The organism is Stenotrophomonas sp. Marseille-Q4652, assembly GCF_916618915.1.
Lineage (GTDB): Bacteria > Pseudomonadota > Gammaproteobacteria > Xanthomonadales > Xanthomonadaceae > Stenotrophomonas.
In genome coordinates, this window is record NZ_CAKAKE010000001.1 from 1850366 (window position 1) to 1871247 (window position 20882).

Here is a 20882-nt window from a genome sequence, read left to right on the forward strand (position 1 = left end):
ACCCCTCCGAACGCAATCAACCGCGCCCATCGGAGCCCGACCCTGATCCCGGGTCGTTACAGGGGGGCCTCCATGTACCCCGTACAGAAAGGACCGCCAGCCGGCTGGCCGGCGGCCCCTATTACTTACTCCTCGCCGGCCTGTTCAGGCTGCTCGGAGACTTCCGGAGCGGCCACCTCGGCCTCGACCGCCAGGGCGGTGCCAGCCAGGGTTTCCATCTCCGACTCGGTCAGGCCCGAAGCGCCGCGACGGCGCTGGGTGTGGTAAGCCAGACCCGTACCGGCCGGGATCAGGCGCCCGACGATGACGTTTTCCTTCAGGCCGCGCAGGTTGTCGCGGGTACCGCGGACAGCTGCTTCGGTCAGCACGCGGGTGGTTTCCTGGAAGGAAGCCGCCGAGATGAACGACTCGGTCGCCAGCGAGGCTTTGGTGATGCCCAGCAGCACCGGCTCATACCTGGCCGGGAGCTCATTGCGGACCGCAAGGCGGGCATTCTCCTCGATAACGCGCTGGCGTTCCACCTGCTCGCCATTCAGGAACTTGCTGTTGCCCTGGTCGGTAATCTCAACCTTGCGCAGCATCTGGCGGGTGATGACCTCGATGTGCTTGTCGTTGATCTTCACGCCCTGCAGGCGGTACACGTCCTGGATTTCCTTGACCAGGTAGGCGGCCAGGTCCTCGATGCCCTTCAGGCGCAGGATGTCCTGCGGGCTCGGCTCGCCGTCCACGATGGTCTCGCCCTTGGACACGTGCTCGCCTTCGAACACGATGACCTGGCGGTACTTCGGAATCAGCTCCTCGTGCTCGGAACCATCGGTGTCCTTGATGATCAGGCGCTGCTTGCCCTTGGTGTCCTTGCCGAAGCTGATGATGCCCGAGCGCTCGGCCAGGATCGCCGGATCCTTCGGCTTGCGTGCTTCGAACAGGTCGGCCACGCGCGGCAGACCACCGGTGATGTCGCGGGTCTTGGACGCTTCCTGCGGGATCTTGGCGACCACGTCACCCACGCCGACGGGCGAGCCGTCCTGCAGGTTGACGATCGAGCGCGGCGGCAGCAGGTACTGCGCCGGCAGGTCGGTACCCGGGATGGTCAGGTCGTTGCCGGCCTTGTCCACGATGCGCACCAGCGGACGCAGGTCCTTGCCCTGCGAGCCACGACGCTTCGGATCGGTGATCTCGCGCGAAGCCAGGCCGGTCAGTTCGTCGGTCTTCTCGATGACGGTGACGCCGTCGATGAAGTCGATGAAGCGCACGAAACCCGCCACTTCCGACACGATCGGGTGGTTATGCGGATCCCAGTTGGCCACGGTCTGGCCGGCCTTGACCGCCTCGCCGTCCTTGGAGGTGATGGTGGCGCCGTACGGCAGCTTGTAGCGCTCGCGCTCGCGGCCATGGGCATCGAGCACCGAGATTTCGCCCGAACGCGACACGGCCACCAGGGTGCCGTTGCCGTGTTCGACGTGCTTGAGGTTGTTGAACTTCACCGAACCGGTGGTCTTGACGGTGATGTTGTCCACCGCCGCCGCACGCGAAGCCGCACCACCGATGTGGAACGTACGCATGGTCAGCTGGGTACCCGGCTCACCGATGGACTGGGCGGCGATGACGCCGACCGCTTCACCGATGTTGACCAGGTGGCCACGGGCCAGGTCGCGACCGTAGCAGCGCGAGCACACGCCGAAGGCCGATTCGCAGCTGATGGTCGAACGGACCTTGATCGACTGCACGCCGGCTTCTTCCAGGCGGGCCACCCACTGCTCGTCGAGCAGGGTGTTGCGGGTCACGATCGGATCCTCGTCGTTGCCCGGCAGGAACACGTCCTCGGCCACGACGCGGCCCAGCACGCGGTCCTTCAACGGCTCCACGACGTCGCCGCCTTCCACGATCGGGGTCATGGTCAGGCCTTCGGTGGTGCCGCAGTCGACCTCGGTGATCACCACGTCCTGCGCCACGTCGACCAGTCGACGGGTCAGGTAACCGGAGTTGGCGGTCTTCAGCGCGGTATCGGCCAGACCCTTACGGGCACCGTGGGTGGAGTTGAAGTACTCCTGCACGTTCAGGCCTTCGCGGAAGTTCGCCTTGATGGGCGTCTCGATGATCGAGCCGTCCGGGCGGGCCATCAGGCCACGCATGCCGGCCAGCTGGCGGATCTGCGCCTGGCTACCACGCGCACCGGAGTCGGCCATGATGTACAGCGAGTTCATCGACTTCTGGTCGATGGTCTCGCCCTTGGCATTGACGACCTTCTCGGTACCGATGGTTTCCATCATCGCCTTGGCGATGCGCTCGTTGGTGCGCGACCAGATGTCGACCACCTTGTTGTAGCGCTCGCCGGCGGTGACCAGACCCGACTGGTACTGCTCCTGGATTTCCAGCACCTCGGCCTCGGCCTCGGACAGGATGCCCTTCTTCTCGTCCGGGATCAGCATGTCGTCGATACCGATCGACACGCCAGCGCGGGTTGCGTAGGCAAAGCCGGTGTACATCAGCTTGTCGGCGAACACGACCGTGTCCTTCAGACCCAGGCGACGGTAGCTGGAGTTGATCAGGCGGCTGATGTTCTTCTTGGTCAGATCGGTGTTGGCCAGCTCGAACGGCAGGCCTTCCGGCAGGATTTCGGCCAGCAGGGCGCGACCGACCGTGGTGTCCACGATCGAGGTCTTCTTGCTCTTGTTGCCTTCCTCGTCGGTCACCACCTCGGTGATGCGGACCTTGACCTTGGCGTGCAGCTCGACCGCACGGTTGTCATAGGCGCGCTTGACCTCGGCCAGATTGGCGAAGGCCATGCCCTCGCCCTTCTTGTTCTCCAGCGCACGGGTCATGTAGTACAGACCCAGCACCACGTCCTGCGACGGCACGATGATCGGCTCGCCGTTGGCCGGCGACAGGATGTTGTTGGTGGACATCATCAGCGCACGCGCTTCCAGCTGGGCTTCCAGCGAGAGCGGCACGTGGACGGCCATCTGGTCACCGTCGAAGTCGGCGTTGAAGGCGGTACACACCAGCGGGTGCAGCTGGATGGCCTTGCCTTCGATCAGCACCGGTTCGAACGCCTGGATGCCCAGGCGGTGCAGGGTCGGCGCACGGTTCAGCATCACCGGGTGTTCGCGGATGACTTCTTCCAGGATGTCCCAGACTTCCGCCTCTTCGCGCTCGACCAGCTTCTTGGCAGCCTTGATGGTGGTGGCCAGGCCGCGACGCTGCAGCTTGGCGAACACGAACGGCTTGAACAGCTCCAGCGCCATCTTCTTCGGCAGGCCGCACTGGTGGAGGCGCAGGTACGGACCGACCACGATGACCGAACGGCCCGAGTAGTCCACGCGCTTGCCCAGCAGGTTCTGGCGGAAACGGCCCTGCTTGCCCTTGATCATGTCGGCCAGCGACTTGAGCGGGCGCTTGTTGGTGCCGGTGATGGCACGGCCGCGGCGGCCGTTGTCCAGCAGCGCGTCAACCGATTCCTGCAGCATGCGCTTTTCGTTGCGCACGATGATGTCCGGAGCGTTGAGCTCCAGCAGGCGGCGCAGGCGGTTGTTGCGGTTGATGACGCGGCGGTACAGGTCGTTCAGGTCGGAGGTCGCGAAGCGGCCGCCGTCCAGCGGCACCAGCGGACGCAGGTCCGGCGGCAGCACCGGCAGCACGGTCATGACCATCCACTCCGGGCGGTTGCCCGATTCCAGGAAGGCCTCGACCAGCTTGATGCGCTTGGTCAGTCGCTTGAGCTTGGTTTCCGAACCGGTGCTGGCGATCTCCTCGCGCAGGCGGGTCATTTCCGACTGCAGGTCGATGGTGCGCAGCAGCTCGTACACGGCCTCGGCGCCCATGGCGGCGTCGAAGTCATCGCCATGCTCCTGGCGGGCCTGCAGGTACTGCTCTTCGGTGAGCAGCTGGCGGCGCTCCAGGGCAGTCAGGCCCGGCTCGGTCACCACGTAGGCTTCGAAGTACAGCACGCGCTCGATGTCGCGCAGGGTCATGTCCAGCATCAGGCCGATGCGCGACGGCAGCGACTTCAGGAACCAGATGTGGGCGACCGGCGAAGCCAGGTCGATGTGGCCCATGCGCTCGCGGCGCACCTTGGCCAGGGTCACTTCGGTGCCGCACTTCTCGCACACGACGCCGCGGTGCTTCATGCGCTTGTACTTGCCGCACAGGCACTCGTAGTCCTTGACCGGTCCGAAGATCGCGGCGCAGAACAGGCCGTCACGCTCCGGCTTGAAGGTGCGGTAGTTGATGGTTTCCGGCTTCTTCACTTCGCCGAAGGACCACGAACGGATCAGGTCCGGCGAAGCCAGCGCGATCTTGATCGCGTCGAAATCCAGCGTCTGGCGCTGCTGGTTGAAGAGGTTGAGCAGGTCTTTCATGGTGTTCTCCGAAAGGAGGAATGCTTTGTCGATGGGCTGTCGGTCACTGCTGGCGGCGCTGGCGCGTCATCGCGCCAGCGCCTGCTCGATCAGTTGTCTTCCAGTTCCATGTTGATGGCCAGCGAGCGGATTTCCTTCACCAGGACGTTGAAGGACTCCGGCATGCCCGCGACCATCTCGTGCTCACCGTCGACGATGTTCTTGTACATCTGGTTGCGGCCCTGCACGTCATCGGACTTCACCGTCAGCATTTCCTGCAGGGTGTAGGCCGCGCCGTAGGCTTCCAGCGCCCAGACTTCCATTTCACCGAAGCGCTGGCCGCCGAACTGCGCCTTGCCGCCCAGCGGCTGCTGCGTGACGAGCGAGTACGGGCCGGTCGAACGGGCGTGCATCTTGTCATCGACCAGGTGGTTCAGCTTCAGGTAGTGCATGTAGCCGACCGTGGTCTTGCGATCGAACGCCTCGCCGGTGCGGCCGTCATACAGCTGCATCTGCGTCTTGCTGGCGTTGAAGCCCAGCTTCTCGGTCACGGCATCGCCGTCCGGGTAGGCCAGGTTCAGCATCTCGCGGATCTCGTCCTCGACCGCACCGTCGAACACCGGGGTGGCCATCGGCACGCCGTCGGTCAGGTTCTGTGCCAGGCGGATCAGTTCCTCGTCGCTGAACTGCGACAGGTCGACGCGATCACCGGACACGGCACTGTCGTGGTTGTAGATCTTGCCCAGGAACTCACGCAGTTCGCTCACCGCACGCTGCTCTTCCAGCATCTTCTGGATGCGCTTGCCCAGGCCCTTCGCGGCCCAGCCAAGGTGCACTTCCAGGATCTGGCCGATGTTCATACGCGACGGCACGCCCAGCGGGTTGAGGCAGATGTCTACCGAGGTGCCATCGGCCATGTACGGCATGTCCTCGACCGGCACCACGTTGGAGACCACACCCTTGTTGCCGTGGCGGCCTGCCATCTTGTCGCCCGGCTGGATGCGGCGCTTCACGGCCATGAACACCTTGACCATCTTCAGCACGCCCGGGGCCAGGTCGTCGCCCTGGGTGATCTTGCCGCGCTTGTCGGCGAACCGGGCTTCGAATTCCTTCTCGTGCGCCTGGATCTGCTTCTGCGCGCGCTCGATGGCTTCCGAAGCGTCCTCGTCCTTCATGCGCAGGGCGAACCAGTCAGCCTTCTTCAGGCCGTCCAGGTAGGCGTCGGTGATCACGTCGCCCTTCTTCAGGCCGACGCCGCCGTTGGCGACCTTGCCCACGATCTGCGAGCGCAGGCGGGCATAGATGGCGCCTTCCAGGATGCGGAACTGGTCGTCGAAGTCCTTCTTGACGCGCTTGATCTCCGATTCCTCGATCTGGCGCGCGCGCTTGTCCTTCTCGATGCCGTCGCGGGTGAAGACCTGCACGTCGATGACGGTGCCGTCCATGCCCGGCGGAACGCGCAGCGAGCTGTCCTTAACGTCGGAAGCCTTCTCGCCGAAGATCGCGCGCAGCAGCTTCTCTTCCGGGGTCAGCTGGCTTTCGCCCTTCGGGGTGACCTTGCCGACCAGGATGTCGCCGGCCCGCACCTCGGCGCCGATGTACACCACGCCGCTCTCGTCCAGGCGATTCAGCGCCTGCTCGGAGACGTTCGGGATGTCGGCCGAGATTTCCTCCGGCCCCAGCTTGGTGTCACGCGCAACGCAGGTCAGCTCCTCGATGTGGATCGTGGTGTAGCGATCCTCTTCCACCACGCGCTCGGACAGCAGGATGGAGTCTTCGAAGTTGTAGCCGTTCCACGGCATGAACGCGATCAGCATGTTCTGGCCCAGGGCCAGCTCGCCGATGTCGGTGGACGGGCCGTCGGCCAGCACGTCGCCGCGCGCGATCACGTCACCCACGTTCACCAGCGGACGCTGGTTGATGCAGGTGTTCTGGTTGGAACGGGTGTACTTGATCAGGTTGTAGATGTCGACGCCGGCGTCGGTGGCGTTGGTGATCTCGTCCTCGTTGACCTTGACCACGATGCGGCCAGCGTCGATCTGCACGATTTCACCGCCGCGACGGGCGTTGACGGTCACACCAGAGTCACGCGCCACGGCGCGCTCAATGCCGGTACCGACCAGCGGCTTCTGCGCACGCAGGGTCGGCACGGCCTGGCGCTGCATGTTCGCGCCCATCAGTGCGCGGTTGGCGTCATCGTGCTCCAGGAACGGGACCAGCGCGGCAGCGATGGACACGGTCTGCATCGGCGAGACGTCCATGTAGTGGACTTCCGCCGGCGGCTTGAGCAGCGACTCACCCTGGAAGCGGCACGGCACGAACTGCTCGGTGAGCATGTTCTTGGCATCGGTCAGGGCGTTGGCCTGGGCGATGACGTACTCGTTTTCCTCGATCGCCGACAGGTACTCGACCTCGTCGGTCACGCGACCGTCCACGACCTTGCGGTACGGGGTCTCGAGGAAGCCGTACTGGTTGGTGCGGGCGAACACGGCCAGCGAGTTGATCAGGCCGATGTTCGGGCCTTCCGGGGTTTCGATGGTGCAGACGCGGCCGTAATGGGTCGGGTGCACGTCGCGCACTTCGAAGCCGGCGCGCTCGCGGGTCAGGCCGCCCGGGCCCAGGGCCGAAACGCGACGCTTGTGGGTCACTTCCGACAGCGGGTTGTTCTGGTCCATGAACTGCGACAGCTGCGAGGAGCCGAAGAACTCCTTGATCGCGGCAGCCACCGGCTTGGCGTTGATCAGCTCCTGCGGGGTCAGGCCCTCGGACTCGGCCATGGACAGGCGTTCCTTGACCGCGCGCTCGACGCGGACCAGGCCCACGCGGAACACGTTCTCGGCCATCTCGCCGACCGAACGCACGCGGCGGTTGCCCAGGTGGTCGATGTCGTCGACCACGCCGCGGCCGTTGCGGATCTCGGTCAGGACCTTGATCACGTCCAGGATGTCGGAGCTTTCGCCGTGCTCGGCGACCAGGCGCTTGGACTCTTCGTCGTTGCGCTCGCCGAAATACTTGCGGTCGTACAGCACCGCTTCGCCGGTGACTTCCTTGCGGCCGACACGGCGGTTGAACTTCATGCGGCCGACGGTGGACAGGTCGTAGCGTTCGAAGGTGAAGAACAGGTTGTGGAACAGGTTCTGCGCGGCGTCCTTGGTCGGCGGCTCGCCCGGGCGCATCATGCGGTAGATCTCGACCAGGGCCTCGAGCTGGGTCTTGGTCGGGTCGATGCGCAGGGTGTTGGACAGGTACGGGCCACGATCCAGGTCGTTCACCCACAGGGTGCCCACGGCATCCACGCCGGCCTTGCGGAAGGCCTGCAGCTGCTCGTCGGTGATCTCGTCATTGGCCTGGGCCAGCAGTTCGCCGGTGGAGGCATCGACCACGTCGTGCGACAGGATGCGGCCCACCAGGTATTCATCCGGCACGGCCAGCGCGGCGATGCCCGAGGCTTCCAGCTGCTTGACGTGGCGCGCGGTGATGCGCTTGCCGGCCTCGACAATGACCTTGTCGCCATCGGCCAGGTCGAAGTTCAGGGTCTCGCCACGCAGGCGCTCGGGCACCAGCTCCAGCTGGACGCCCTCGTCCGGATTGATGTGGAAGGTGTTGATCTCGAAGAACTCGGCCAGCATCTCTTCGTTGCTGTAGCCAAGCGCACGCAGCAGGATCGACACCGGCAGCTTGCGGCGACGGTCGATACGGGTGAACAGCGCGTCCTTCGGGTCGAACTCGAAGTCCAGCCACGAGCCGCGGTAGGGGATGATGCGGGCGCTGTACAGCAGCTTGCCCGAGCTGTGGGTCTTGCCACGGTCATGGTCGAAGAACACGCCCGGCGAACGGTGCAGCTGCGACACGATGACGCGCTCGGTACCGTTGACGATGAAGGTGCCGTTCTCGGTCATGAGCGGGATCTCGCCCAGGTAGACCTCCTGCTCCTTCACGTACTTGATGGCCTTGGTCGACGACTCTCGGTCGTAGATCACCAGGCGCACGGTCACGCGCAGCGGCGCGCCGTAGCTCATGCCACGCTGGCGGCACTCACGCTCGTCGAACACCGGATCGCCCAGCTTGTAGCCGACGTATTCCAGGGCGGCGTTGCCGCTGTAGCTCGAAATCGGGAACACCGACTTCAGCGCGGCGTGCAGGCCCAGATCCTTGCGCTTGGCCGGATCAACGTTTTCCTGCAGGAACTCGCGGTAGGAATCCACCTGGATGGCGAGCAGGAACGGCACCTCGAGGATCGAGCTCTGCTTGCCGAAATCCTTGCGGATGCGCTTCTTTTCGGTGAACGAATATGACGTCATGGGGTCTTCCGCCTTGGCTGTGCAGGCCGCGCGTCCGCGGCCCGAAAGGAACATTAAATTGTCAGTTGGAAGTCGCTGGTATTGCCGGCACCAGCACGCCTTCTCCCGCTACTTCCAACTGCCAACTCGCGTGGATCGGGAGTTGGACTTCCCGCGTCGCGGCCGTCACTGGCCGAATCCGCTGGTTACCCTTGCCCGCAATCCATTTGCGGCTTGAAACGGCCAAAGGCCGGGGACTTACGTCCCCAGCCTTTGCTGCATCGCCGTGTTTCGATGGCGACGCAAGGAAGTGCTTACTTGACTTCGACAGTCGCGCCAGCAGCTTCCAGGTCCTTCTTGATCTTGTCGGCTTCTTCCTTCGAAGCGCCTTCCTTCACGACGCCACCGGCTTCGGCCAGATCCTTCGCTTCCTTCAGGCCCAGGCCGGTGATGGCGCGAACGGTCTTGATGACCTCGACCTTCTTGGCGCCGGCATCCTTCAGGATGATGTTGAACTCGGTCTGCTCTTCGACAGCGGCAGCCGGGCCAGCAGCGGCGACGGCCATGACCGGAGCGGCGGCGGAGACGCCGAACTTCTCTTCGATGGCCTTGACCAGCTCCATCACTTCCATCAGGGACTTCTCGGCGATGGCGTCGACGATCTGCTCGTTGGTAAGGGACATTTTGATTACCTTTGAATGATTTTCTGGATTAGGTTCCCGTCAGGGAACCAGGAAAACGTCGAACTCAGGCGGTCTCGGCGGCCGGCTCGGCAGCGGCGGCTTCTTCGCCACCACCCTGCTTCTCGCCAACGGCCTTGATGGCGCGCGCGAACATCGTGACCGGCTCGGCCAGGACGCGGGCCAGCATGGCCAGGGCCTGGTCACGGGTCGGCAGCGACGCCAGCACTTCCACGTGGCTGGCCGGGAAAACTTCCCCGCCGATGGCCACGACCTTCGCCTGCAGCTTGTCGTTGCTCTTGGCAAATTCCTTGATCAGGCGACCGGCAGCGCCGGGCTCCTCGAGCGAGAACGCGTACAGCAGCGGACCAACCAGCTTGTCCTGTGCACATGCGAACTCGGTGCCTTCAACGGCGCGCGAAGCCAGGGTGTTCTTGACAACCTTCAAGAAAACACCGGTTTCGCGGGCCTGCTTGCGCATCGCGGTCATCTGGGCGACCGTGGTGCCAGCGTATTCGGCTGCGATCAAGGAGTGGGCCTTGGCGGCGACGTCTGCCAGCTCGGCGACTACTTCTTGCTTCTGGGACAGATTGAGAGCCATTGCACTCCTCCAATTGAACTCCGCTTACGGCTCCTGCCGTGTGCGGTCCTGGGCGGCATCCGTCCTGGACGCCGGGAACATCACGTGATGTTCCGGTGGTGGCCGTTCTAGACCTGGAGTGGGCCAACCCGGGAAGATCCCAGACGTGCGTGAACCAGAAAAACTCCAGAAGGGCGACACCATCTACGCAGGGTGGATCCGGGGACCCGATTAAGCCATCTGCGTTACGGTCGGCGGCGACTCCATGCCAGATCGAGCTTCCGTGCCCGTCGCCGACTGTTGCAGACCGCGCCTGCGGTCTTTGACGGCTACCGCGGCGGAACCGCCACGGCGCCTTCAAATGTCACGGACGGGGCATCAGGGACGCGCCGTCCGTTTGAAACGATTACTTCAGCGACAGCGAGGACTGGTCGACGGTCACGCCCGGGCCCATCGTCGAGCTGACCGAAACCTTCTGCAGGTAGGTGCCCTTCGAGGTGGCCGGCTTGGCCTTGATCAGGTCCAGCAGCAGCGCCTGCAGGTTCGACTTCAGCGCTTCGTCATCGAAGCTGGCCTTGCCGATGGTGCAGTGGATGATGCCGGCCTTGTCGGTGCGGTAACGGACCTGGCCCGACTTGGCGTTCTTCACGGCTTCGCCCGGGTTCGGGGAAACGGTGCCGACCTTCGGGTTCGGCATCAGGCCGCGCGGGCCCAGCACGGTGCCCAGCTTGCCGACGACGCGCATGGCGTCCGGGGTGGCGATGACCACGTCGTAGTTCAGGTCGCCGGCCATCATCTTCTCGGCCAGGTCGTCCATGCCGACGGCCTCGGCGCCAGCGGCCAGGGCTTCGTCAGCCTTGGCACCGGCCGGGGCGAACACGGCAACGCGCACGCTCTTGCCGGTACCGGCCGGCAGCACGGTCGAACCACGGACCTGCTGGTCGGACTTCTTGGCGTCCACGCCCAGGCGCACGGCGACGTCGATCGACTCGACGAACTTGGCCTTGGTGGCGGTCTTCAGGATCTTGATCGCGTCCTCGAAGGCATATGCCTTGCCCGGGACGACGGCGGCCTTGATGGCCTTCTCACGCTTGCTCTGTGCCATCCGATTAACCCTCCACCACCAAGCCCATGGAACGGGCAGAGCCCGCGATCGTACGCACAGCGGCGTCGAGGTCAGCCGCGGTCAGATCGGGCTCCTTCGCCTTGGCGATTTCTTCCAGCTGCTTGCGGGTCACCTTGCCGACCTTGTCGGTGTTGGGCTTCTTCGAGCCCGAGGTGATACCAGCAGCCTTCTTCAGCAGGGTGGTGGCCGGGGTGCTCTTGGTGATGAAGGTGAAGGTACGGTCCGAATAGGCCGTAATGATCACCGGCACCGGCAGGCCCGGCTCCAGCTTCTGCGTGGCGGCGTTGAAGGCCTTGCAGAATTCCATGATGTTCAGGCCGCGCTGGCCCAGGGCCGGACCGACCGGCGGCGACGGGTTGGCCTGACCGGCCTTCACCTGCAGCTTGATGTAACCGACAACTTTCTTTGCCATTTGAGTGCTCTCCGGGTGCTAGCGCCTTGCGACAACAGGCTCCCCATCGGACCGGGAATCACGCGTCCCGGCATCGCGTTTTTTGAATCACGCAGAAGGCCACCTTGCGGCGGCCATCTGTCTTCGGACTCCAAAGGAGCCGCGCAGTATATCAGGATTTTGTGAAGCCGCCTGAACGGGGCGACTGGACTCAGGCCTTTTCGACCTGGCCGAATTCCAGCTCCACCGGGGTGGAACGACCGAAGATCAACACCGCCACGCGCACGCGGCTCTTCTCGTAGTTGACTTCCTCGACCACACCGTTGAAATCGTTGAACGGACCGTCGATGACGCGGACCATCTGGCCCGGCTCGAACAGCACCTTCGGACGGGGCTTTTCCACACCTTCCTGGACGCGATCCAGGATGGCGGCAGCCTCGGCGTCGCTGATCGGCAGCGGACGGTCGGCAGTGCCGCCGATGAAGCCCATGACCTTGGAGGTGTCCTTCACCAGGTGCCACGACTCGCTGTCGATGCGCGGGATGCCGTTCTCTTCGTGGGTCTCGATCTGGACCAGCACGTAACCCGGGAAGAACTTGCGCTCGGAACGGCGCTTCTGGCCGGAACGCATTTCCACCACTTCCTCGGTCGGAACCAGGACGTCGCCGAAGCGCTCCTCCATTCCATCACGCACGATGCGGTCGCGCAGGGCCTGCGCCACCGACTTTTCGAAGCCCGAATAGGCGTGGACGACGTACCAACGCTTCACAGCATTCTCCTCAGCGCCCCAGGAACCACTGGGTAAGTCTCGAGATGACGAAATCGAACCCGCCCAGCAGCAGACTCAGGATGATGACGACCACGATCACGACCCACGTGGTGCGGATCGCTTCCTGGCGGGTCGGCCACACAACCTTGCGCAGCTCGAACCGGGACTCGGACAGGAATTCGCGGGTATCGCGGCCCTTGCCGCTCAGCATGAACACGGCGCCGCCGGCAATGAGGCCGATGATGACAACCAGGCCACGGAGCTGCGAGCTCCAGGCACCCAGCTGGGCGGCACGCTCGGGAGCGGAGAACCAGAACCAGAAGAACAGACCCGCCAGCACCAGCAACGCAGCGACTACGTACTTGACGATATCGCCACCCGGGGAGGCGCTCTTGGAAGGTTCGATCTTGCTGTTCATCCGACTCTTGCTGCTGATGCGACCAAGGTCACTGGATAGAGAGTGGGCAAGTGGCACGCCAGGAGGGACTCGAACCCCCAACCTGCGGTTTTGGAGACCGCTGCTCTGCCAATTGAGCTACTGGCGTGTGGCTTGCTGATGCACTTCCCTTAGACGGCGAAGGCGGACCGAGAACCCCGGCCCGCCGTTCGCGTGCCCGGCGGCATGAACCACCGGTGATGCAGGCTTACTTGGTGATCTTGGAGACCACGCCGGCGCCGACGGTGCGGCCGCCTTCGCGGATTGCGAAGCGCAGCCCTTCGTCCATGGCGACCGGGTTGATCAGGGTGACGGCCATCTTGACGTTGTCACCCGGCATCACCATCTCCACGCCTTCCGGCAGCTCGACCGCACCGGTGATGTCGGTGGTACGGAAGTAGAACTGCGGACGGTAGCCCTTGAAGAACGGGGTGTGACGGCCGCCTTCGTCCTTCGACAGCACGTAGACTTCGGCGTCGAACTGGGTGTGCGGCTGGATCGAACCCGGCTTGGCCAGGACCTGGCCACGCTCGACTTCGTCACGCTTGGTGCCGCGCAGCAGCAGACCGGCGTTGTCACCTGCCTGACCCTGGTCCAGCAGCTTGCGGAACATTTCCACGCCGGTGACGGTGGTCTTCTGGGTCGGACGGATACCGACGATTTCGATTTCGTCGCCCACCTTGATGATGCCGCGCTCGATACGGCCGGTCACCACGGTGCCGCGGCCCGAGATCGAGAACACGTCTTCCACCGGCATCAGGAACGGCTTGTCGACGTCACGCTCCGGGGTCGGGATCCAGGAATCCAGGGCCTCGACCAGCTTGATGATGGCCGGAACGCCGATGTCGGACTGGTCGCCTTCCAGGGCCAGACGGGCCGAACCGTGGATGATCGGGGTGTCGTCGCCCGGGAAGTCGTACTTGGAGAGCAGCTCGCGCACTTCCATTTCGACCAGTTCCAGCAGCTCGGCGTCGTCCACCATGTCGGCCTTGTTCAGGAACACGACGATGTACGGCACGCCGACCTGGCGCGACAGCAGGATGTGCTCGCGCGTCTGCGGCATCGGGCCGTCGGCGGCCGAGCAGACCAGGATCGCGCCGTCCATCTGGGCGGCACCGGTGATCATGTTCTTGACGTAGTCGGCGTGGCCCGGGCAGTCAACGTGGGCGTAGTGACGGGTCGGGGATTCGTACTCGACGTGGGCGGTCGAGATCGTGATACCACGAGCCTTCTCTTCCGGAGCGGCGTCGATCGAGGAGTAGTCCTTGAACTCGCCACCGAAACGCTCGGCACCGATCTTGGTCAGCGCAGCGGTCAGCGTGGTCTTGCCATGGTCGACGTGGCCGATGGTGCCGACGTTGACGTGCGGCTTGGTACGCTCGAACTTACCCTTGGACATGGCTGCTTCTTCTCGGTAACAGGTTGGATGTGTTGCGTCGGAATATGGTGCTCACGAAAGGAATCGAACCTTCGACCTCTTCCTTACCAAGGAAGTGCTCTACCGACTGAGCTACGTGAGCGAGCTTTCTATTATGGCATACTTTGAATTCAATGGAGCGGGAGACGGGAATCGAACCCGCACCATCAGCTTGGAAGGCTGAGGTTCTACCATTGAACTACTCCCGCACCGGGGTTGCAGCCACAACTTTAAAACTGGTGGAGGGAGGTGGATTCGAACCACCGAAGGCGTAAGCCAGCAGATTTACAGTCTGCCCCCGTTGGCCGCTTGGGTATCCCTCCTTTACCGCGTACCGATCAGGCCGGAGCCGGAAAACAGTGCGTGGTGAAGAGCCCGCAATTCTGGTGATGAAAGCCCACCTTGTCAACAAAAATTTTTCATTCGAAACAAAAAATTTTCACGGGGTGGGCGGCCTCCCTCACTCCGGCGGCAGGGGCAGTTTTTCCCCGGCATAGATCGCCACGTGCGGCACGCCGTCGGCGCCGATCCAGCCGCGGTACATGCCCTGCGTATTGAACGGCAGACCGATGCGCCCCTTCGCATCCAGCACGATCGCACCACCGTCGCCACCCATCTGCGGGATGCGCTTGTTGATGACCTCCTCCCCGGCCCGGGCAGGGCTTTCCTGCAGGTAGGCGATGCGCGTGCAGATCTGGTGCGCAGCGGCGGCGCGGATGTAGAACTCACCCCAGCCGGTGCCTGACACCGCGCATTCCGCATCGGCCCAGGTGCCGGCGCCGATGACCGGCGAATCCCCCACCCGACCGTAACGCTTGTTGGTCATGCCACCGGTGGAGGTACCCGCGGCCAGCCTGCCCTGGATGTCCCGCGCCACCGCGCCGACGGTGCCGAAGTGCCTGGCGGTTTCCAGGTCGGCATGCGCCTGCCCTGCTGCCTCCTCACGCAGGGCACGCTGCAGCTGCTGCCAGCGGCGATCGGTGCGGAACCACGATGGATCCACCAGCTCGATGCCCTGCTCGCGGGCAAAGGTCTCGGCGCCCTCGCCGACCATCATCACGTGCTCGGATTTCTCCATCACCGCCCGTGCCAGCAGGATGGGATTGCGGACACGGCTGACCCCGGCCACCGCACCAGCGCGCTGGGTGGCGCCATCCATCAGCGAGGAATCCAGTTCGTTGCGGCCGTCATGGGTAAATACCGCGCCGCGACCGGCGTTGAAGGTCGGATCATCCTCGAGCAGGGTGATCGCCGCAGTCACCGCGTCCAGTGCCGGCCGGCCCGCTTTCAGTTGTTCGTATCCCCTACGCAGCGCGGCCTCCAGCGCGGACCGCGCGGCGCGCTCCTCGTCGGCATTGAGGTCGCCCCGCTCCACCCCGGCGCCACCGTGGATGACCAGCAGTGGATCGGACGCGGCGGCGGCCGCTCCGGGCGTTGCAATCAGGGCGGCCAGCACGGCCGAGCGCAGCAGTCCCATTTCAGGCTCCAAACAAGGAATTCCCCGATTCTAGGCAGGGCCCGGTGCCGGAAACCAGCAGGCTTCAGTCGTAGGCCAGGCGCAGCTGTCCGCCGCTCGCCTCGGCCACGGCGGTGAAGGCCGGCCGCTGCACGCGGAAGCCATCCAGGTGCACCACGCCGTCGGCGCCGACGCCGGTCACCGGCACCGACCGGAATTCCAGTGGCTGCCCTGGCTCCAGCCGGGCCGCCGAGTGCTCCGGGCGGACCAGCCACACGTAGCCGTTGTCCAGGCTGTATACGCGGCCGCGGCCGTCGGCCTCAACACACAGGGCGGTGTCCTCGTCCACGCCCAGCCCGACCACGTCGTCGTTGCCGCGCTCCCGGGCCGCGCGCGCCACGAACACGATCAGCCGGCCCAGGCGGTCGCGCCGGGCGAAATGGGTGTCGGTGACGACGTTGGACAGGAACGGCATGTGCAGGAAATCACTGTCCATCGTCACCTGACTGCCGGTCGGGTCGGCCAGGGCGGCCGGCGAGGTGACGCTGCCGCCGTCCAGTGCGCCATAGCTGTAGCCACCGAGGATCGCCAGCCCGGCGCTGGTGCCGGCAATCGGCTTGCCGGCGCGGACGTGCTCGTTGAGCACCTCGTTGAGCCGCGTTCCCTTCCAGAAACGGATGTAGCGGGACTGGTCGCCGCCGGCGATGAAGATCGCATCGGCGCCCCGCACCACCCGCAGCACCGCCGGGTCATCCGCCGCGCGGCGATGGGTGAACACCAGCGTCTGGACCGAAGTGACACCGCCGATGTCGCGGTACAGGCGCTCCTGCAGCTCGCTGTCACCGGAGGCGCGCAGCACCACGACGCGGCCATTGCCAGCGCGGCGCAGCCACCAGTCAAAGGCTTCGGGGACCCACTCGCCGCCACCCATCAGCATCATCGCCGGCTCGGTGGAGCCCGGCCGCGGCGCCTCGACGTTGCCGATCTCGAAATAGCGGTACGCGGGCCGTGACAGCTCCTGGCCCATGACCCCGCCGGCCAGCAGCAGGGCGCAGACCGCAAGGATTGATCGACAGGCTGAACGCAGACCCATATGACCTCTCCTGAAAGCACCTTGTAAACGGTTACATCCCTGATGCCACGAACAACTGGCATAGTCAACCGGCGAAAAAAGGAGTTAGATGCACCGCCCCTATTCAGGTGCGCAACCGCCTCCCCGGACTGGCTCCCGGAGGCCTCGAAAACCCACCCGAGAATGCCCTCATGCGTAGAAACGCATTGATGTACTCACTCCAGATCGCCCTGATGGCGCTGGCCGCTCCGCTGGCCGCCCAGGAAGCCTCTCCCGACGCCGTGCAGGACCTGTCGGCCGTCCAGGTCACCGGTTCGCGCATCCCGCGCGCGCAGGTGGAAGGCCCGGCGCCGGTTGCCGTGATCACCGCCCAGGAAATCCAGGCCAGCGGCTTCACCAGCGTGCCCGACGTGCTGCGCGCGATGACCCAGAACGGCGGCGAGACCCAGAGCCAGCAGTCCTCCAGCGGCGCCGACTTCTCCCCCGGTGCGCAGCAGGTCGACCTGCGCGGCCTCGGCCCCAACCACACCCTGGTGCTGGTCAATGGCCGCCGCATCGCCGACTTCCCGATGCCGTTCAAGGGCCGCAGCAACTTCACCGACATCTCCAACATCCCGATCGGGATGATCGACCGCATCGAAGTACTCACCGGCAGCGCCTCGGCGATCTACGGCTCCGATGCGATCTCCGGCGTGGTCAACTTCATCCTGAAGAACAACACCGACGGCATCACCGTCGACGTGCGCATGGGCACCACCAGCGAAGGCGGCGGCGAGTCGTTCGATGCGTCGCTGGTTGGCGGTTTCGAGAAGGGTGGCCTGAGCGGCATCTACAGCGTCGAGCTGCAGTCGCAGACGCCGCTGTGGGCCTACGAGCGCGACATCCAGGACTCCTCGCAGGACGCGCCGACCGCGCGCACCCGCATCGCCCGCCGCGGCTGGCTGCGCACCGACTGGTGGGATGACTACATCGACCCGGGCGAGGCCACCTGCGACCGCCTGGCCGGCCAGAACGGCGGCACCACCTACTACGCCGAGCGCCCGGCCTACGGCATGTACTGCGGCTCGGACGAAGCCATCGGCTACGGCACGATCCTTAGCGAGCGCCGTGGTGCCAATGCCTACGCCTCGCTCAGCTACGCCTTCGACAATGGCACCGAATGGTTCGCCGACGTGCAACTGGGCCGCCACGAGGTCGCGCTGTTCCGCGACGTCACCGCGTGGTCGCACATGGCCGCCGATGGCAACGAGGAAGGCTATTTCTGGAACCGGAACACCGACCAGATCGAGTTCTGGCAGCGCCAGTTCACCCCCGAGGAAATCGGCGGGCTCAACCGCAACATGATCGAGACCACGCAGAAGACCTACGGCCTGACCACCGGCTTCAAGGGCAGCTTCGCCGACGCGTGGGACTACGAGGCCGCGCTGAGCTGGTCGCGCTACAACGCCACCATCAGCTGGCCGCAGATCATCGCGGCCAGGGCCAATGACCTGTTCCTCGGGCCGCAACTGGGCACCGAGACCTGGCGCGGTGGCGAGTATCCGGTGTACGCGGCCAATCCGGACCGCCTGTACACCCCGCTCATCCGCGCCGAGTACGACGCCATTGCGGCCCGCTCGGTCTACCGGCCCGAGTCGGAGAACGGCACGCTGGCCCTGACCGTCAGCCGCGGCGACCTGCTCCAGGCCCCGGGGGGCGATGTCGGCTTTGCCGGCACCATCGAAGTGGGCCACCAGAGCTATGCGCTCAATCCCGACCCGCTGGCCACGCAGTACTACTACTACAGCTGGAAGGACTCCGACGGTCACGGCAGCCGCAACCGCTGGGCCGGCGCGGGCGAGCTGCGCATCCCGCTGCACGAGCGCCTGAACTGGTCGGTGGCCGGTCGCTACGACGAGTACCGCTACTCCGGCAATTCAGTCGGCAAGGGCACCTGGAGCACCGGTCTGGAATGGCGTCCGTTCGATTCGCTGCTGGTCCGCGGCTCCTACGGCACCGCATTCCGCGCGCCGGACCTGCACTACGTCTATGCCGGTATCGGCAACGACGAGACCAGCGGCGTGGACTGGTACAACTATTTCCTAGAGGGCGGTGACGATCCGGAGGATTACGAGGAAGGCCTGATCCGCACCCGTTCGGGCAACCGCAACCTGGATCCGGAAACCAGCACCTCCTGGACCGCCGGCCTGGTGTGGTCGCCGATCGAGGGCCTTGACCTGACCGCGGACTGGTTCGACATCGACATGCGCGACCAGGTGCAGGACATGAGCGTGGACTCGATCCTGCGCGACGAGGCGGCCTGCCGCCTGGGCCAGCTCAGCGCCACCTCGCCGACCTGCGTGGATGCGGTGGGCCGCGTCACCCGCTCCGCCAATGGCTCGCTGTACGGCATCTACGTCAATCCGATCAATGTCGCCCGCGAATCCACCGAAGGCGTGGACCTGAGCATCCGCTACCGCTTCGACACCGGCATCGGCCGCTTCACGCTCGCCGGCACCCACACGTGGGTGAAGTCGCACGACTTCCAGCAGTACGAGGGCGACCTCGTCGAGGACCAGTTCGCGATCAACAGCGGCTTCGACATCCCGCGCACCAAGTCCAGCGTGTCACTGGGCTGGGAACGCAACGGCTGGAGCGCCACCGTGCACGGCCAGCGACTGGGCCGCCTGCCCAACGGCTGGTCGTATGACCAGGTCTGGGAAGAAGGCGATTCCGGTCCGTGGGTGTCGGCCACCTGGCGCTTCAACGCCTCGCTGGGCTACCGCTTCAGCGACCATACGCGCTTGGCCGTGTCGGTGGTCAACGTCGCCAACAAGATGCCGCCGAAGGATCCGACCTACACCGCCTACCCGTACTATGACGTGTCCTGGTTCGACAGCCTGGGCCGGCAGGTCAACCTGCAGTTCACCCACAAGTTCGGTGGCAGCGCGCTGTAAGCCAGCCCAATCCGTGGAAAAGGAAAAACCCGCCGCGGCGGGTTTTTTCCTGCCTGTCCGTGGCCAGTGCGGCCGATGGACTTCTCCACAGTGCAGGTGGGCAGCTGCCGGTACAAGATGTGGATAACATCCGCGGCGCCAGGCGTGGCAGGCCTTTGCCGGCACTGCTCATTTTTTCACCACTTGCGCAGCCACCCCCGGAAACAAGAACGCCCCGCACTGCGGGGCGTTCCTGCATCCAGCGCGCGAACGCGTCAGACGTTGAAGCGGAAGTGCAGCACGTCGCCTTCCTGGACAATGTAGTCCTTGCCTTCCAGGCGCAGGCGGCCAGCTTCCTTGGCCCCGGCTTCACCCTTGTACTTGATGAAGTCGTCGTAGCCGATCGTCTCGGCGCGGATGAAGCCGCGCTCGAAGTCGGTGTGGATCACGCCGGCGGCCTGCGGCGCGGTCGAACCGGCACGCAGCTGCCACGCGCGGACTTCCTTCACGCCAGCGGTGAAGTAGGTCTGCAGGCCCAGCAGCCTGTAGCCAGCGCGGATCACGCGGTTCAGGCCCGGCTCGTCCAGGCCCAGGTCCTTGAGGAACTCGTCGCGGTCGGCGTCTTCCAGCTGCGACATCTCCTCCTCGATCGCCGCGCACACCGGCACCACCTCGGCGCCCTCTTCCTTGGCACGGGCGCGCACCGCGTCCAGGTGCGGGTTGTTCTCGAACCCGTCCTCGGACACGTTGGCGATGTACATCAGCGGCTTGAGCGTGATCAGGAACAGGTCGCGGACCAGCGCCTTCTCCTCGGCATCCAGGCCGGCCGAACGCGCCGAACGACCCTGGTCGAGCACCGCGGCCAGCTTTTCCAGTACCGGCTTGCGGGCCAGCGCTTCCTTGTCGGCCGCCTTGGCCGCGCGGGTGGCCCGGTCCAGCGCCTTGAGCACCGATTCCAGGTCGGCCAGCGCCAGCTCGGTATCGATGGTCTCGATGTCGGCGATCGGGTCGACCTTGTTGGCCACGTGGATCACGTTGCCGTTCTCGAAGCAGCGCACCACGTGGGCGATGGCGTCGGTTTCGCGGATGTGGGCCAGGAACTTGTTGCCCAGGCCTTCGCCCTTGGACGCACCGGCGACCAGGCCGGCGATGTCCACGAACTCCATCGTGGTCGGGATCACGCGCTCGGGCTTGACGATGGCGGCCAGCGCCTCAAGGCGCGGATCCGGCACCGGCACGATGCCGGTGTTCGGCTCGATCGTGCAGAACGGGAAGTTCGCCGCGGCGATACCCGCCTTGGTCAGCGCGTTGAACAGGGTCGACTTGCCCACGTTGGGCAGACCGACGATGCCGCATTTGATACCCATCTTCTACATCCCCTGGGATGAAAGTGATTGGTGAAACAGCGCCGCGGCGCCGCTTG

At 65.0% G+C, this 20882-nt stretch carries 13 protein-coding genes and 4 tRNA genes; 1 reads left to right on the forward strand and 16 read right to left on the reverse strand.

The window, feature by feature from the left end; translation table 11 throughout:
• Positions 1-125 precede the first annotated feature (125 nt).
• From rpoC to LG380_RS08875, 15 genes are all read right to left on the reverse strand, one after another.
• The gene (gene rpoC / locus LG380_RS08805; protein ID WP_225764646.1) at positions 126-4358 is read right to left on the reverse strand and encodes a DNA-directed RNA polymerase subunit beta'; all 4233 of its coding nucleotides are present in this window, start codon (positions 4356-4358) and stop codon (positions 126-128) included.
• 89 nt (positions 4359-4447) lie between these two features.
• Positions 4448-8638 carry a DNA-directed RNA polymerase subunit beta gene (rpoB, locus tag LG380_RS08810; protein ID WP_225764647.1) on the reverse strand — a complete coding sequence of 1397 codons (4191 nt, stop codon included), beginning with the start codon at positions 8636-8638 and terminating at the stop codon, positions 4448-4450.
• Positions 8639-8931: 293 nt separating this feature from the next.
• Entirely contained in the window at positions 8932-9300 is a 369-nt protein-coding gene (gene rplL / locus LG380_RS08815; RefSeq protein WP_225764648.1) for a 50S ribosomal protein L7/L12, read from the reverse strand.
• A 64-nt stretch (positions 9301-9364) separates the two neighbouring features.
• Positions 9365-9898, reverse strand: coding sequence for a 50S ribosomal protein L10 (rplJ, locus tag LG380_RS08820; protein WP_225764649.1), 534 nt, complete (start codon positions 9896-9898; stop codon positions 9365-9367).
• A 385-nt stretch (positions 9899-10283) separates the two neighbouring features.
• On the reverse strand, positions 10284-10982 hold the full coding sequence (rplA, locus tag LG380_RS08825) for a 50S ribosomal protein L1 (RefSeq protein ID WP_225764650.1): 699 nt from the start codon (positions 10980-10982) through the stop codon (positions 10284-10286).
• Positions 10983-10986: 4 nt separating this feature from the next.
• Positions 10987-11415 (reverse strand): 50S ribosomal protein L11, encoded by a 429-nt coding sequence (rplK, locus tag LG380_RS08830; protein WP_225764651.1) that lies wholly within the window; start codon positions 11413-11415, stop codon positions 10987-10989.
• Positions 11416-11605: 190 nt separating this feature from the next.
• Positions 11606-12163: a transcription termination/antitermination protein NusG gene (gene nusG / locus LG380_RS08835; RefSeq protein WP_225764652.1), complete on the reverse strand. Its 558-nt coding sequence runs from the start codon at positions 12161-12163 to the stop codon at positions 11606-11608.
• A gap of 10 nt (positions 12164-12173) precedes the next feature.
• A complete protein-coding gene (secE, locus tag LG380_RS08840) occupies positions 12174-12581 on the reverse strand; it encodes a preprotein translocase subunit SecE (RefSeq protein WP_225764653.1) in 408 nt (135 codons plus the stop codon).
• A gap of 51 nt (positions 12582-12632) precedes the next feature.
• Positions 12633-12708, reverse strand: a tRNA-Trp gene (locus tag LG380_RS08845).
• A 99-nt stretch (positions 12709-12807) separates the two neighbouring features.
• Positions 12808-13998, reverse strand: coding sequence for an elongation factor Tu (gene tuf / locus LG380_RS08850; protein ID WP_225764642.1), 1191 nt, complete (start codon positions 13996-13998; stop codon positions 12808-12810).
• A gap of 45 nt (positions 13999-14043) precedes the next feature.
• Positions 14044-14119, reverse strand: a tRNA-Thr gene (locus tag LG380_RS08855).
• A gap of 32 nt (positions 14120-14151) precedes the next feature.
• Positions 14152-14225, reverse strand: a tRNA-Gly gene (locus LG380_RS08860).
• A gap of 28 nt (positions 14226-14253) precedes the next feature.
• Positions 14254-14339 (reverse strand) — tRNA-Tyr (locus LG380_RS08865).
• A 137-nt stretch (positions 14340-14476) separates the two neighbouring features.
• Complete coding sequence (locus LG380_RS08870; protein WP_225764654.1) at positions 14477-15493, reverse strand: isoaspartyl peptidase/L-asparaginase; 1017 nt, start codon at positions 15491-15493, stop codon at positions 14477-14479.
• A gap of 64 nt (positions 15494-15557) precedes the next feature.
• Positions 15558-16565, reverse strand: a complete 1008-nt coding sequence (locus tag LG380_RS08875) for a cyanophycinase (protein WP_225764656.1) — start codon at positions 16563-16565, stop codon at positions 15558-15560.
• Between the two features lie 170 nt (positions 16566-16735).
• Here LG380_RS08875 and LG380_RS08880 point away from each other — a divergent pair, with 170 nt between their 5' ends.
• Positions 16736-19480: a TonB-dependent receptor gene (locus LG380_RS08880; RefSeq protein ID WP_225764658.1), complete on the forward strand. Its 2745-nt coding sequence runs from the start codon at positions 16736-16738 to the stop codon at positions 19478-19480.
• A gap of 254 nt (positions 19481-19734) precedes the next feature.
• On the opposite strand, the gene ychF is transcribed toward LG380_RS08880, so the two are convergent.
• A complete protein-coding gene (ychF, locus tag LG380_RS08885; RefSeq protein ID WP_225764659.1) occupies positions 19735-20826 on the reverse strand; it encodes a redox-regulated ATPase YchF in 1092 nt (363 codons plus the stop codon).
• Positions 20827-20882 lie beyond the last annotated feature (56 nt).

Excerpts from the sequence above, each read along its gene's own strand:
- rpoC (WP_225764646.1), bottom strand. The coding sequence starts at position 4,358 with ATGAAAGACCTGCTCAACCTCTTCAACCAGCAGCGCCAGACGCTGGAT.
- rpoB (WP_225764647.1), bottom strand. The coding sequence starts at position 8,638 with ATGACGTCATATTCGTTCACCGAAAAGAAGCGCATCCGCAAGGATTTC.
- rplL (WP_225764648.1), bottom strand. The coding sequence starts at position 9,300 with ATGTCCCTTACCAACGAGCAGATCGTCGACGCCATCGCCGAGAAGTCC.
- rplJ (WP_225764649.1), bottom strand. The coding sequence starts at position 9,898 with ATGGCTCTCAATCTGTCCCAGAAGCAAGAAGTAGTCGCCGAGCTGGCA.
- rplA (WP_225764650.1), bottom strand. The coding sequence starts at position 10,982 with ATGGCACAGAGCAAGCGTGAGAAGGCCATCAAGGCCGCCGTCGTCCCG.
- rplK (WP_225764651.1), bottom strand. The coding sequence starts at position 11,415 with ATGGCAAAGAAAGTTGTCGGTTACATCAAGCTGCAGGTGAAGGCCGGT.
- secE (WP_225764653.1), bottom strand. The coding sequence starts at position 12,581 with ATGAACAGCAAGATCGAACCTTCCAAGAGCGCCTCCCCGGGTGGCGAT.
- tuf (WP_225764642.1), bottom strand. The coding sequence starts at position 13,998 with ATGTCCAAGGGTAAGTTCGAGCGTACCAAGCCGCACGTCAACGTCGGC.
- LG380_RS08870 (WP_225764654.1), bottom strand. The coding sequence starts at position 15,493 with ATGGGACTGCTGCGCTCGGCCGTGCTGGCCGCCCTGATTGCAACGCCC.
- LG380_RS08875 (WP_225764656.1), bottom strand. The coding sequence starts at position 16,565 with ATGGGTCTGCGTTCAGCCTGTCGATCAATCCTTGCGGTCTGCGCCCTG.
- LG380_RS08880 (WP_225764658.1), top strand. The coding sequence starts at position 16,736 with ATGCGTAGAAACGCATTGATGTACTCACTCCAGATCGCCCTGATGGCG.
- ychF (WP_225764659.1), bottom strand. The coding sequence starts at position 20,826 with ATGGGTATCAAATGCGGCATCGTCGGTCTGCCCAACGTGGGCAAGTCG.